The sequence below is a fragment of the Paracoccus sp. NIOT.M2S5SZ12 genome (genome assembly GCF_057748165.1).
This window is the reverse complement of sequence record NZ_JBYLFR010000018.1, coordinates 1-13,154: the sequence shown is the minus strand read 5'-3', so window position 1 is coordinate 13,154 and position 13,154 is coordinate 1. Positions and strand designations below refer to the sequence as shown.

The following is a 13,154-nucleotide window of genomic DNA, read 5'->3' as shown; positions in this document are numbered from 1 at the left end:
GCCCCGTTACGGTGCCGTCATGAAGATGCTCGTTTTCGGTCACGGCTACTCCGCCGGCGTCCTGACGCCCCTGCTGACCGCCCGCGGCTGGCAGGTCACCGGCACGACCCGCGACGACCCCGACCGGGTCGCGGCGGCGGGCGCGCGGCCCCTGCTGTGGCCGGGATCGGAGGATGCGCTGCGCAGCGCCATCCCGCAGGCCGACGCGATCCTGGTCAGCGCCGCGCCCGGCCCGGACGGGGACCCGGTGCTGGCCGCGTTCCGCGACGATCTGGCCCGCGCCCGGCCACGCTGGCTGGGCTATCTGTCCACCACCGGCGTCTATGGCGACCGCGACGGGGGCTGGGTCGACGAGGATTCGGTCCTGGACGGATCGGGTCCGCGCGGACAGGCCCGCATCGCCGCCGAAGGCGCGTGGCAGGATCTGGCCCGCGCCCACGACCTGCCGCTGCACATCTTCCGGCTGGCGGGGATCTATGGTCCCGGCCGCGGCCCGTTCCAGAAGGTCCGCGACGGCACCGCGCGGCGCATCATCAAGCCCGGCCAGGTCTTCTCGCGCATCCATGTCGAGGATATCGCCCAGGTCCTGCTGGCCTCGATCCAGGCACCCGACCCGATCGGCATCTACAATGTCTGCGATGACGACCCGGCCCCGCCCCAGGACGTGATCGCCCATGCGGCGACGCTGCTGGGCCTGCCTCTGCCGCCCGCGGTGCCCTTCGATCAGGCGCAGATGTCGCCCATGGCGCGGTCCTTCTACGGCGACAGCAAGCGGGTGCGGAACGACCGGATCAAGCGCGACCTGGGCGTCACGCTGCGCTATCCCGACTATCGCAGCGGGCTGGCCGCGCTGCTGGCCCGGGAGGGCGCGTGAGGCCCCGCGCCGCATTGCCTTTGCCCCGGCCCCGTGCAAGCTGCGGGGCATGACACAGGATTTCGACATCGTGGTGGCCGGGGGCGGGCTGAACGGCCCGACCCTGGCGCTGGCCCTGGCCCAGGCCGGGCTGCGCGTGGCCGTGGTCGATCCGCGCCCCGCGCGGGCGCGGTCGGGGGCGGGCTTTGACGGGCGGGCCTATTCGCTGGCCATCGCCTCGGTCCGCGTGCTGCGCGCGCTTGGCCTCTGGGACCGGCTGGCCCCCGACGCCCAACCCATCCATCAGATCAAGGCGACCCAAGGCCGGCCCGGAGAGGGCGCGGGCCATTTCCTGCTGCATTTCGACAGCGCCGAGCTGGGCGAAGGCCCCGTGGGCCACATGCTGGAGGACCGCTTCCTGCACGCCGCCCTGACCGATGCGATGGAGGGCAGCGTCACCACCCTGCCCGGCCTGTCCGTCACCGGCCAGGAGGTCGGCCCGGCGGGCGTCACCGCGATCCTGTCGGACGGGCGGCGGCTGACGGCGCGGCTGCTGGTCGGTGCCGACGGGCGCGGATCTGGCGTGGCCACGCGGGCGGGCATCCGGCGGCAGGGCTGGGGTTACGGGCAGACCGCGCTGGTCGCGGCCATCGACCATGCGCTGCCCCATCAGGGCATCGCGCATCAGTATTTCATGGCGACCGGGCCGCTGGCGATCCTGCCTTTGCCCGGCAACCGCAGCAACATCGTCTGGTCCGAGACCGAGGCCAACGCCGCCGCCATCGCGGCGCTGGACGACGCGGCCTTCATGGAGGTGCTGCGCCCGCGCTTCGGCGATTTCCTGGGCGAGCTGTCGCTGGCCGGTCCGCGCTTCAGCTATCCGCTGTCGCTGTCCCTGGCGGAACGCTATGCCGATGACCGCGTGGCGTTGGTGGGGGACGCGGCGCATGGGGTCCATCCCATCGCGGGCCAAGGCCTGAACCTGGGCCTGCGCGACGTGGCCGCCTTGGCCGAGGTGCTGGTCGATGCGGCGCGGCGTGGCGAGGATATCGGCAGCCCGCTGGTGCTGGAGCGGTATCAGGCTTGGCGCAGGCCGGATGCGACGGCGCTGGCCTTGGGCATGGACGGGGTCAACCGGCTGTTCGCGACCGACGCGCCGGTCATCGCGGGTCTGCGGGGCTTGGGCATGGGGCTGGTGCAGGCGCTGCCGGGCCTCCGGCGCGGCTTCATGCGGCAGGCGGCGGGCCTCTCGGTCGCGCCCATGCCGCGCCTTCTGGCGGGCCAGCCGCTTTAGCCTTTCCCGGCGCGCGGTTTCAGGCCATAGGCTGCGCGCAAAACGGGGACTGCCATGACGCTGAGCGATTTCCTGCACGATCTGGACCGCGACATCCGCGCCGCCGCCGATTGGGGCAAGGTCGCGGATTACATCCCCGAACTGGCCGCGATCGCCCCCGATCAGTTCGGCATCGCGGTGGCCCTGGCCGACGGGCAGGTGCTGTCCGCCGGCCAGGCCGATCAGGGCTTTTCCATCCAGTCGGTCAGCAAGGTGTTCGCCTTGGCCTGCGTGCTGGGCCGCATCGGCGAACAGCTGTGGCTGCGCGTGGGGCGAGAGCCGTCGGGCGACCGCTTCGATTCGATCCTGCTGCTGGAGCAGGAGAAGGGCCGCCCCCGCAACCCGTTCATCAACGCGGGCGCCATCGTCGTCACCGACGAGCTGCTGCGCGGCCGCAGCCCGCAGCAGACCCTGGCCGAGATCCTGGGCTTCATCCGCGCGGCGGCCGAGGATGACGACATCCATATCGACAAGGCCGTCGCCCGGTCCGAGGCGCGGACCGGATACCGCAACGCGGCGCTCGCGCATTACCTGCGCAGCTTCGGCAATCTGCGCAATCCGCCGGACCATGTCATCGGCACCTATGTCCACCAATGCGCGATCGAGATGTCCTGCATCCAGCTGGCCCGCGCGGGCCGGGTCATCGCCGGGCTGTCCTGCGCGCCCGCCCTGCTGGCCCCGGTGAAGCAGCGGCGCATCAACGCCCTCATGATGACCTGCGGGCAATATGACGGGTCGGGCAACTTCGCCTTCCGCGTGGGCATGCCGGCGAAATCGGGCGTGGGGGGCGGGCTTCTGGTGATCGCGCCTGGCAAGGCCTCCATCGCGATCTGGTCGCCGGGGCTGGACGGGTGGGGCAATTCGCTGGCCGGTACGCTGGCCGCCGAACGGCTGTCGGAATTCACCGGCTGGTCGGTCTTCGGCTGAGGCCTCAGGCCACCATCCGCGCGGCCTGGGCCAGATCGGCGCGCAGTTCGGCCAGCGCGTCGGGCGCGCGTTCGGGCGGCAGGCGCAGGATCAGGCTGGGATGCCAGGTGATCAGGACCGGCCCGCCGTCATGCGCCCGCTCGACCAGACCGCGCCGCGGGGTCAGCGGCTTGCGGTTGCCGGTCAGCGCAAAGGCCGCCGTCGCGCCCATCGCCACGGTCAGGCGCGGCGCGACCAGGCGGCGCTCCAGGTCCAGCCACCAGCGGCACTGATCGACATGGTCGCGGTCCGGCGTCTGGTGCAGGCGCCGCTTGCCGCGCGGGGTGAAGCGGAAATGCTTGACCGCATTGGTCATCCAGGCGCGGTCCCGGGTCAGCCCGGCCTCGGCCATGGTGCGGTGCAGCAGCTGGCCCGCGGGGCCGACGAAGGGCTGGCCCGCCAGATCCTCCTGATCGCCCGGCGCCTCGCCCACCAGCATCAGGCGCGCGGTCGGATCGCCCTGCCCCCAGACGGTCTGGGTCGCGGCGTGGCACAGTTCGCAGCGAGTGCAGCGGGCGGCCTGGGCGGCGGCCTGGTCCAGCGTTTTGGGGATGCTGTCGTCGGGGGCCTGCCGGATGCGGGCGGTGACCTTGGGGGCAAAGGCCGGGGCCTCGGTCGCGCCCGCCTCGCGCATGGCCTGCACGCGGCGCGGCGCATCGGCCAGCATCTCGGGGATCAGCCGCGTCTCGGGCAGGTTCTTCCAGTATTTCTTGGGCATCTCCGAGCGCATGGCTTGGGTCTTGATGCGCGCGGGGTTGAAGATGTTGGCGAAATAGGTCTGCCACAACCCGTGGCTGGCATCGTCGGGCAGGTCGGGCCGCGGGGCCGGGTCGTCATAGGCGATGGCCCCGCCGGTGAAGCGCGCCGTGCCCTCGGGCGTGGCGATCAGCCAGTCCATGTCCGCGAACCGCTTGGCAAAGAAGGGGGTGCCGGCCTCCAGAATCGGGTGTTCGGGTTCGAACCACGCGCCGAAGGCCCGGCGCGGCCCGTCCGAGGGCAATTCGTGGAACCGCACGAAGGCATGCATCTTGTGGATGTCGCGCCGCACCGATTTCGCCATGCGCGACAGCCGATCCAGAAGCGGATCGGCCGGGTTCGACAGGAACCGCCGGTCCGCCTGCGCCCGCATCAGCGCGGCATAGAGCAGCGACCAGCGTTCCGGGTCGGAATGGCTGGCGACCTGGCGGGCCAGCTGCAGGAACTCCTGCGTCGCGGTGACGGGGTGATCGCCCGGCGGCGGCGCGGGATCGGCGCCGAACAGGTCGGGCGGCGTGTCCGGGTCGGCCCAGGTGACCTCCTCGGGCGGGATGCGGGCGCTGGCCAGATCGCGGGCCGCCGCCCGCCATGCGTCGAAACGGCCGAAGCGGGGCAGCGTGACCCGGATCATCCGAACAGAGACAGCTGTTCCGGTGGCGGCGCAAAGCGGGCGCGCAGCCCCGCGCTGTCGGTCAGCGCGCCGGGGGTCCAGTCGGGCAGCGTCACGAAGGGCTGCGCCTTGGACATGATCGCCCCCATCCGCAGCAGGTCCTGATACCGCACCGGCCCGCTGCGCCGTGCCGCCAGAATGCGCCCGACCGTCTTGGTGCCGAAACCCGGCACGCGCAGCAGCATCTCGCGCGGGGCGCGGGCCACGTCGACCGGGAACTGCGCGCGATTGGCCAGCGCCCAGGCCAGCTTGGGGTCGATGGCCAGATCCAGATTGCCCGACGGATGCGCCGCCCCGATCTCCTCGGCGTCGAAACCGTAGAAGCGCATCAGCCAATCCGCCTGATACAGGCGATGTTCGCGCATCAGGGGCGGCTTGATCAGCGGCAGCGCGGCCGAACTGTCGGGAATGGGACTGAAGGCCGAATAATAGACCCGCTTCAGCTGATATCCCGAATAAAGATTGGCCGAAGTCCGCAGGATGTCGCGGTCGCTGGCCTGATCGGCCCCCACGATCATCTGGGTGGACTGACCCGCAGGCGCGAAGCGCGGCGCGCGCCTGCCGGTGAAGCTCCGCTCCTTCGCGGCCTCGCGGCCGAGGCGGACATCGGCCATGGCGGCGCGGATCGTCTCGGGGCGCTTCTCGGGGGCCAGCTGACGCAGGCTGGCATCCTGGGGCAGCTCGATATTGACCGACAGGCGGTCAGCATAAAGCCCGGCCTCGGCCACCAGCTCGGGGGCGGCGTCGGGGATGGTCTTGAGGTGGATGTAGCCCTTGAACCCGTGATCCGTGCGCAGAATCCGGGCGATGCGGACCATGTCGCCCATGGTCTGGTCCGGGCTGCGGATGATGCCCGAGGACAGGAACAGCCCCTCGATCATGTTGCGCCGATAGAATTCCAGCGTCAGCCGCACGACCTCCTCCGGGGAGAACCGCGCGCGTTCCACATTGCTGCTGACCCGGTTGATGCAATAGGCGCAGTCGAAGATGCAGAAATTTGTCATCAGGATCTTCAGCAGGCTGATGCAGCGCCCGTCCGGCGTATAAGCGTGACAGATACCGCTGCCCCCCGCCGATCCGATGCCGCCCGAACGCGAATCGCGCCGGGTCGTCCCGCTGGACGCACAGGAGGCGTCGTATTTCGCCGCGTCCGACAGGATCGCCAGCTTCTGCTGAAGGGTGCGCTGTGCCATGCAGCCAATCTATGTTCTTATTCCGTTCCGGACAAGTGCGACCGATTGAAACAATCGGCCCGGAACCGTCACGGGACCGCGACGGTTGCCCCCCGCCGCCATCCGCCAGTCGTGATGTGCAATGCCGCCGCGAAAGGATATGATCCGGTCATGAAGATACGCACCCTCGCCCTTGCGCCCGCCCTCCTTGTCGCCATGGCCTTTCCGGCCCTGGCAGAACGCATCCCGCTGAACGAGATCTCGCGCTATCTCAACAGCCTGACCACCGTGACGTCGCAGTTCACGCAGGTGAACCCGGACGGCACCGTCTCGACCGGCACGGTCTATATCCAGCGCCCCGGTCGGGTGCGCTTCGAATATGACAACGACCCGACGCTGGTCCTGGCCTCGGGCGGCAACGTCGCGGTCTTCGACGGCAAGTCGAACGGCGGCCCGCAGCAATATCCGCTGTCGCAGACGCCGCTGTCGATCATTCTGGACGCGAACGTGGACCTGTCGCGCGCCGGCATGGTCACCGGGCACAGCGAACAGGAGAACGCGACCGTCGTGACCGCCCAGGACCCGCAGCGTCCGCAGAACGGCAATCTGCAGATGGTCTTCACCGCGCCGACCGAGCTGCGCCAATGGGTGGTGACCGACGATACCGGCCAGAAGACGACCGTGATCCTGGGCGAGATGCAGAAGGGCGGCTCGATCCCCTCCTCGCGCTTCTCGATTCAGTCGGAGATGGGGCGCCGCTGACGCCCGCGCGGATTGCATCCGCCCAATTGCGCGATTGACGGACGCCTCGACCCGGGGCCACGCTGCGGCCGACCCTTTCCAAGGCCGCAGCCATGTCCCAATCCCGCATCCTGACCCCCGTCCTGATCGGCGGATCGCTGATCCTGCTGATCAACTTCGCCCTGCGCGCCAGCTTCGGAATGTTCCAGATTCCCGTGGCCGAGGATTTCGGCTGGCCGCGCGCCGAGTTCAGCCTGGCCATCGCGATCCAGAACCTGGCCTGGGGCATCGGACAGCCGATCTTCGGCGCGCTGGCGGAGCGGTGGGGCGACCGGTGGGCGATCATCCTGGGCGCGCTCTTCTACAGCGCGGGGCTGATCCTGACGGCCTTTGCCACGACCCCCCTGGGTGTCCAGCTGCTGGAGATCGTGGTGGGCTTCGGCATCGCCGGCACCGGCTTCGGCGTCATCCTGGCCGTCGTCGGCCGCGCCGCCAGCGACGAGAACCGCAGTCTGGCCCTGGGCATCGCCACCGCCGCCGGATCGGCGGGACAGGTCTTCGGCGCGCCCCTGGCCGAGGTGCTGCTGGCCTTCTACACCTGGCAGACGGTGTTCGTGATCTTCGGCGTGATCGTGCTGTCCACGCTGCTGTTCCTGCCCATGCTGGGCGACGGCAGGCCCGCCAGCCGGTCGCAGCTGGAAGACAGCATGGGCACGGTGCTGAAGCGCGCCTTCCGTGACCCGTCCTATCTGATGATCTTTGCGGGCTTCTTCTCCTGCGGCTATCAGCTGGGCTTCATCACCGCGCATTTCCCCGCGATGATCACCGAGATGTGCGGCCCCATCGACCCGGCGGGTATGCTGGCGGGGCTGGGCATCACCACGACCTCGGCGCTCGGGGCGGTGGCGATCAGTCTGATCGGGCTGGCCAACATCGCGGGCGCCATCCTGGCGGGCTGGCTGGGCAAGCGCTACACGCGCAAGTACCTGCTGGCCGGCATCTACACGTTGCGCACCATCGCGGCGGCGGCCTTCATCCTGACGCCGATCACGCCGGGCACGGTCATCGCCTTCTCGCTGGTGATGGGCGGGCTGTGGCTGGCCACGGTGCCGCTGACCTCGGGGCTGGTGGCCTACATCTATGGGCTGCGCTACATGGCGACGCTTTACGGCTTCGTGTTCCTGTCGCACCAGATCGGCTCGTTCATGGGGGTCTGGCTGGGCGGCTGGCTCTATGACATGTCGGGGGACTATCTGCTGGTCTGGTGGATCGGGGTGGGCGTCGGCGCCTTCAGCGCGCTGATCCACCTGCCCGTGCGCGAGGCGCCCTGGCGCGCGCCCATTACCCCCGTGCCCGCCGTTTGACCTTGCAGGGTCCAGCGCCTAGCTAGGGGGTGTCCCGTCCGAAGGAGCCCCCGATGACCCGCACGCCGCATGACCACGCGATTGCCGTCCGCTATCAGCAGGCCTCGGCCGAGGTGCGGGCGCTGCAGCGGCAGTGCTATGTGCTGGCGACGCTGCGCCTGCGGGCGGCGGTGGCCGAGGCGGGGGGCGGCGCGGGCCTGGCCATCGTCAGCGACATCGACGAGACGATCCTGGACAACAGCGCCGTCATGGCGCTGGCCATGCATCACGACGGCATGTTCCAGAGCCTGGAGACCTGGAAGCGGTGGGAGCGCGAGGGCGACCCGCACCTGATCCCCGGCGCGGCGGATTTCTTTGCGCTGGCCGACAGGCTGGGCGTCACGATCTTCTACCTGTCCGACAGGTTCGAGGAGAACAAGCTGGCGACCATCGCCACGCTGTCGCGCCTCGGCCTGCCGCAGGTCCGCGCCGAACAGGTGCTGCTGTTCGGCCCGCCCAAGGCCGAACGCCGCGCCGCGGTGGAACGCGATCACCGGATCATCCTGCAGCTGGGCGACACGATGCATGATTTCGACGGCGCCTTCGCCGGGGCCGCGCTGGAGGACCAGCACCGCGTTGCCGCGGATCACGCCGACCGGTTCGGCCAGGACTGGATCGTCTTTCCGAACGCCGCGCACGGCACCTGGATGCAGGCCGACCTGCGCCCCTGGCAGCCTAGCGGCGCAGCCCCCGCACCCCGCTCGACGGCAGCCGCAACGGCGCCGTGACGCGCCACGAGGTGCTGGCCAGCAGCTCGGCCTCGCGCAGCCGCCCGCGCTCCTCGGCATTGCGCCGGGCCGCCTCGGCGTCGCGCAGCGCGGTCTCGGCGGTGGCAAGGCGCTGACGCAGCGCCTCTTCCTCGGCGGCGCGGCGGTCCGATTCGGCGTGCATCCTCTGCTCCTCGGCACGCAGGGCGGCGGTCGCACGCTCGACCCGCGCGGTCAGTGCGGACAGGCGGTCCGACATCGCCTCCGGGTCCTCCAGCGCGATGGCCAAGGCCAGACGGTCCTGCATCTCGCGGGCGCGCTGCTCGCTCAGCTGGCGCAGCTGGACCTGGGCCACGTGCAGACGGCCGTCCAGCGCCTGGACCCGGCCCGACAGCTCGGCGATGGTCGCCTGCTGCTGCGCCCCGTCGCGGCCCGCCCGCGTCAGAAGCGCCTGCTGATCGGCGATCCGCGCCGTCAGGACCTGACGATCAGCGGCAGCCTGCGCCGCGGCCTCGACGTGGTCGGCCTGCATCCGCGCGATTCGGGCCTTGGCCGCGCGGACCTCGCGCGCGCGATGCACCGAACGCAGCGCCAGCGGATCGAACAGCGGGCCGGTCGCATCCATCGCCGCGCGCAGGCGGTCCAGCACGTCCTGACCGGCGGCGGGATCGCCCCCCTCGGTCCAGGCCTGCAGGATCGCCTCGATCCGCGCCAGCATGGGCGGCAGGACCTGCCCGTCGGGGCCGGTCGGGCTGGCGGCGCGGAAATGCTGAAGGTCGCGCGACAGAAAGTCGTCGATATCGGCCGCAGCCTCGGCGGGTGCGCGCGGCCAGTCCAGCGCCAGGTCGGCGGCGATGCCCTCGACCACCGCGCGCCAGTCGGCCATCAGCGCATCATAGCAGGTGAAGCTGCGGGGCAGGCCGCGGCTGTCGGCCTCGGCGTCCAGGACGTGGCGCGCCCAGAGGATCAGGCCGAACTCGGTCTCGTAATCGGCCCACCGGGTCAGCGAGGCCGCCACGTCCCAGGGGCCGCGATGGGTATGCACGATGCGGACGCGGGCGCCGAACCGCTCCAGCGCGCGCAGCCAGAAGGGCATCAGGCGGCAGATCCTCGGGTCCTTGATGACGAACAGGGGCGCGTCGGCGTAATCGTCCCGCAACGCCTCCACGGCCTCGTCCAGCAGGGCCTCGGCGTCGGGCCCGTCGAACCAGTCGGCCGGAAAGCGGCGCGGGTCCCACCAGGTGAAGCCCGCCTTGGCCAGCAGCCGTTCGTTCAGGCCGGTGATGCGGTTCGATTCGAAGAAGCCCTTGGCGTTCATCTCGGCCGCGTCCATCAGGTCGGCCGGCAGGGTGACGCCCAGCTGTCCCAGAACCCCGGCCAGGGCCGATGTCCCTGAACGGTGCATGCCCAGCACGATCAGGGCGGTCTTTTCCGAAACGGTCGTCATGAACGGTTCACCTCAAACATGGTGCCCGCAGCCCGCTCCCTCCTCCCGAGGGGCCCGCGACACGCGCCGCGACCGTCTGCGTGACAGTGGAACAGGGATTGGCAGAACGCCCTGCGTCGTCAAGGGGAAGTTGCGGAGCCGTCTGCCGCGCGGCCCTCGAGCACCGCGATGCGCCGGCGCAGATCCTCGATGTCGCGCGCCTGGCCTGCGATGACTTCGATGGCGCGCCCCAACACGCCGTCGATGATCGCTTCCCTGTCCGGGAGATGGGTCGAAACCCTCGCGTCGCCGGTAACGTCGAAACCGGCGGCCTCCGTCGCGGCGGTCAGAAGGGCGGCATTGCGCGCGATGACGCCCTCCATGGCGTCGCGACCCAGGATGGCGTCGGCGCGCCCCGACAGGCCGCGCCCAGCACCGGGCAGCGCGCGATGCCGACCCATGGCCGCATTGAAAGCATCCGGCAGGACCATCTCCGCGAACTGCGTGTTGAACGCCGCCCGGAGCAGCAGTTCCGACGGGTCGGGACGGGTCTGGTGGCGTGCCTGGCTCGAGGGCAGGTCGACCCCGATCAGCCGGGACAGGTCGGCGACGGGGTCGGTCCGGTCGTCGAACCGGCGCACGGTCACCCTGCTTCCGAAAAGCTTCAGCCACTTGGGAAGGTGCGCATACTGTCCGATCAGCCGGTCGGCCTGATCGGCGAAGGGCTGGACGTCCCCGCGGTTCGTCTTGTGGACGATTCCCCATTGGGCGCAGGCGGACGGAAGCCAGCTCTGCACCGGCCTGACCCAGATCAGGATCTTCAGCGGCATGGACTGCGCCAACCTGTCGAAAAACGGCGCCATCCTGTCCACATTCTCGAAGTACTGTTCGTTCGAGAAGATGAAGCGCGTCGTGGAGGACGCGCGGGCAATGTCCGTCAGACCTTGCGCCACCGTGTCGGCGGCGCGGACGAGATCCTCCGCGGGCAGGAGGCGGAACTTCTGGAAGCCCACCCAACCCACGTAATCTGACGACACCAAGGGCTGCCACATTCCCTGATAAGAGATCCCCGCCGCCGTCAGGGTGTCCGTGGCCGCGGCCAGCCCCTTCTGGATCGTCGTCGTTCCGGTCTTGCCCATCCCGACGTGGAAAATGACTTCATCCACCATCGCTCAGACCCTTTCCTCATCCATCTTGTGCAGGAAGACCGAATCCAGCCCGGATTGGGCGGCCATGGCGGGCCAGAGGCGCTCGATCAGGTGGAACTCGGTGCCGTCGGTGGGGATCGGCTCGTTGGGCCAAGAATAATCCGGGCCGAACAGGTTCAGCATCCGCCGCGCCACCTCGGCCCGCGTCCAGAACATGTTGCCGACCGGGAACAGCAGCGGGTTGCCGGGCATCGGCTCGTCGAAGCGGTCCGCGATGCCGGGCAGCCAGCGGCGCGAATCGTCCCATGGCACGAAATGCGGCTCGAACGGGGCGACGAGGCCGACCCCCTCCCGCCCGATCAGCCCCGGCGCCGAGGACAGCCCTTCGGCGTCGCCCAGCAGGACCCGGTGCAGGAAGCGCCGCCAGACGTCGCCATGGCTGGTGGTCTGGACCGACTTCTTCTGGTGCAGGTGGCACCAGAACCGCTCCTCTCCGGCCGCGCCGTCGGGGCCGAACAGCTGCAGGAAGGGCAGGATGTCGCGTCCCTGGTTCGGCACCAGCAGCGTCTCGATGGTCAGGCTCTGGGCCTCGCCCATGGCGCGGATGGCGTCGGCCTTCTCCGCGGTGTCGGTGGTCACGACGATGCGGCGCGCGCGCGCGAAGGCCGCGCGCTGCCGCAGGTCGTCGGGCAGGTCGTCGATGTAGAACGCGTGGACGTGGATCGCATAGTCCGGCACGGCCGGGTCGGCGGGGTTCAGCGTCGCATAGGGCTCCAGCCGGGTGCGGCGGTGGATCCAGTTGTCGGAGGCGGCCAGCGTGTCCTCTGCATCCTTGAGGTCGCGCCACAGCAGGCGGCGGCCATAGCGGAACAGCTTCTCGCGTTCCTTGACGCGCAGGGGGCGGTCGGCCTCGGACTTGCTGAACAGCAGCGGGATGTCGATCTGGGTCTCGCCCAGCAGGAAGTTGCGCTGCCGCGCCAGCCGGTCCTGCAGCGCGCCGCGCAGCCGGTCGAACAGCAGCGGGCCAGGCGCGGCGGGGGCGTCCGCGGCCTCGGCCGTGCCGGTCTTGGCCGGCAGCGCCCGCAGCGCGCGGACGGCGGCGGCGGGGTCGGCATAAGGCACGCGGATGATGCGGTCGGACCCGGCATAGCGGTCGTCGGCAAAGCCCGTGGCGCCGTCGAAGCAGACGATGCGCTGGCCCCGGCGGGCCGCGTCGAAGACGACGTTGGGCAGCGGGTCCAGCCGCGAGGACAGGAACATCGCGTCCGCCGCATCCATCACGTCGGGATAGAGCGGCCCGGCCGGCAGGAAGAACAGGTTGCCCCCCGCGCGGTCCGCCCCGGCCTGGCGCAGGTGATAGTCGAACCAGACGCCAAAGCCCATGTCCTCATGGTTGCGGCCGTCGCCGATCCAGACGAAGACAGCGTCGGGGTCCGCGTCGCGCGCGATCTGGGCGGCCTGCACGAAGATGTCGGTGCCCTTGCGCCACTGGACATGGCCCGCGCCGCAGATCAGCCGGGCGCCGTCCAGGTCGCGGCCCAGCACCCCCGACAGCTTGCGGCGGGCGGCCAGGCGGCGGTCCTCGGTCACCTCGCCCTCGACCAGGGGATGCTGGGGGACGATGGTGCTGTCGGCCTCCACGTCGAAGGTCACGTCGGCCAGCCGTCCGCGCCAGCTGTCGCGGACATGATCCGAGGAGAAGACCAGCAGGTCGGAGAAAGCCGCCATGTGGCGCGACTTCCAGGTGGGATAGGTATAGTCCGAATATTCGTGGATATAGGCCGCGAACGGGATGTCGCGCGCCACCAGCGGATGGATGAACAGCGAGCATTCGACCGAGTTCAGCAGCGCGAAGTCGATCCGCCGGAAGGGTTCGGCGTGGCGTTGTTGCAGAAAGGCGGCTTGAGGCGTGACTTCCCCTTTCCCCTTTAGGTTCAGGCGACGCGGGCGACCTCGGCTGTGCCGAGGGCGTTGAAGCG

The 13,154-nt window shown here is 70.2% G+C and carries 11 protein-coding genes; 6 read left to right on the top strand and 5 right to left on the bottom strand.

Annotated features, from left to right (window positions below; all coding sequences use genetic code 11):
- Positions 1 to 19: 19 nt before the first annotated feature.
- Genes AC2SGK_RS14765 through AC2SGK_RS14755 form a run of 3 tightly spaced genes read left to right on the top strand, consistent with a single transcriptional unit; the run spans position 20 to position 3,113 of the window.
- Positions 20 to 874: an SDR family oxidoreductase gene (locus AC2SGK_RS14765; protein ID WP_488324268.1), complete on the top strand. Its 855-nt coding sequence runs from the start codon at positions 20 to 22 to the stop codon at positions 872 to 874.
- 49 nt (positions 875 to 923) lie between these two features.
- Complete coding sequence (locus AC2SGK_RS14760) at positions 924 to 2,147, top strand: UbiH/UbiF/VisC/COQ6 family ubiquinone biosynthesis hydroxylase (protein ID WP_488324267.1); 1,224 nt, start codon at positions 924 to 926, stop codon at positions 2,145 to 2,147.
- A 54-nt stretch (positions 2,148 to 2,201) separates the two neighbouring features.
- A complete protein-coding gene (locus AC2SGK_RS14755; RefSeq protein ID WP_488324266.1) occupies positions 2,202 to 3,113 on the top strand; it encodes a glutaminase in 912 nt (303 codons plus the stop codon).
- 4 nt (positions 3,114 to 3,117) lie between these two features.
- Here the strand turns inward: AC2SGK_RS14755 and AC2SGK_RS14750 are convergent, their stop codons facing one another.
- Entirely contained in the window at positions 3,118 to 4,539 is a 1,422-nt protein-coding gene (locus AC2SGK_RS14750) for a UdgX family uracil-DNA binding protein (protein ID WP_488324265.1), read from the bottom strand.
- A complete protein-coding gene (locus AC2SGK_RS14745; RefSeq protein ID WP_488324264.1) occupies positions 4,536 to 5,771 on the bottom strand; it encodes a putative DNA modification/repair radical SAM protein in 1,236 nt (411 codons plus the stop codon). The genes AC2SGK_RS14750 and AC2SGK_RS14745 overlap by 4 nt, the downstream gene beginning before the upstream one ends.
- Positions 5,772 to 5,921: 150 nt before the next feature.
- Here AC2SGK_RS14745 and AC2SGK_RS14740 point away from each other — a divergent pair, with 150 nt between their 5' ends.
- The 3 genes from AC2SGK_RS14740 (at position 5,922) to AC2SGK_RS14730 (ending at position 8,622) form a co-directional block, all read left to right on the top strand.
- Entirely contained in the window at positions 5,922 to 6,512 is a 591-nt protein-coding gene (locus AC2SGK_RS14740; RefSeq protein ID WP_488324263.1) for a LolA family protein, read from the top strand.
- A 92-nt stretch (positions 6,513 to 6,604) separates the two neighbouring features.
- Positions 6,605 to 7,855, top strand: a complete 1,251-nt coding sequence (locus AC2SGK_RS14735; protein ID WP_488324262.1) for an MFS transporter — start codon at positions 6,605 to 6,607, stop codon at positions 7,853 to 7,855.
- Between the two features lie 53 nt (positions 7,856 to 7,908).
- A complete protein-coding gene (locus AC2SGK_RS14730; RefSeq protein WP_488324261.1) occupies positions 7,909 to 8,622 on the top strand; it encodes a 5'-nucleotidase, lipoprotein e(P4) family in 714 nt (237 codons plus the stop codon).
- Here AC2SGK_RS14730 and AC2SGK_RS14725 read toward each other — a convergent pair.
- The 3 genes from AC2SGK_RS14725 to AC2SGK_RS14715 form a co-directional block, all read right to left on the bottom strand.
- Positions 8,570 to 10,048 (bottom strand): sulfotransferase family protein, encoded by a 1,479-nt coding sequence (locus AC2SGK_RS14725; RefSeq protein WP_488324260.1) that lies wholly within the window; start codon positions 10,046 to 10,048, stop codon positions 8,570 to 8,572. The two genes, AC2SGK_RS14730 and AC2SGK_RS14725, sit on opposite strands and share 53 nt — an antisense overlap.
- 119 nt (positions 10,049 to 10,167) lie before the next feature.
- Complete coding sequence (locus tag AC2SGK_RS14720; protein ID WP_488324259.1) at positions 10,168 to 11,196, bottom strand: hypothetical protein; 1,029 nt, start codon at positions 11,194 to 11,196, stop codon at positions 10,168 to 10,170.
- Positions 11,197 to 11,199: 3 nt separating this feature from the next.
- A partial coding sequence (locus AC2SGK_RS14715) for a rhamnan synthesis F family protein (RefSeq protein WP_488324258.1) occupies positions 11,200 to 13,154 on the bottom strand: 1,955 nt, incomplete at its 5' end.

Coding starts and splice junctions, on each gene's coding strand:
- AC2SGK_RS14760 (WP_488324267.1), top strand. CDS start 924: ATGACACAGGATTTCGACATCGTGGTGGCCGGGGGCGGGCTGAACGGC.
- AC2SGK_RS14740 (WP_488324263.1), top strand. CDS start 5,922: ATGAAGATACGCACCCTCGCCCTTGCGCCCGCCCTCCTTGTCGCCATG.
- AC2SGK_RS14765 (WP_488324268.1), top strand. CDS start 20: ATGAAGATGCTCGTTTTCGGTCACGGCTACTCCGCCGGCGTCCTGACG.
- AC2SGK_RS14750 (WP_488324265.1), bottom strand. CDS start 4,539: ATGATCCGGGTCACGCTGCCCCGCTTCGGCCGTTTCGACGCATGGCGG.
- AC2SGK_RS14755 (WP_488324266.1), top strand. CDS start 2,202: ATGACGCTGAGCGATTTCCTGCACGATCTGGACCGCGACATCCGCGCC.
- AC2SGK_RS14730 (WP_488324261.1), top strand. CDS start 7,909: ATGACCCGCACGCCGCATGACCACGCGATTGCCGTCCGCTATCAGCAG.
- AC2SGK_RS14745 (WP_488324264.1), bottom strand. CDS start 5,771: ATGGCACAGCGCACCCTTCAGCAGAAGCTGGCGATCCTGTCGGACGCG.
- AC2SGK_RS14720 (WP_488324259.1), bottom strand. CDS start 11,196: ATGGTGGATGAAGTCATTTTCCACGTCGGGATGGGCAAGACCGGAACG.
- AC2SGK_RS14735 (WP_488324262.1), top strand. CDS start 6,605: ATGTCCCAATCCCGCATCCTGACCCCCGTCCTGATCGGCGGATCGCTG.
- AC2SGK_RS14725 (WP_488324260.1), bottom strand. CDS start 10,048: ATGACGACCGTTTCGGAAAAGACCGCCCTGATCGTGCTGGGCATGCAC.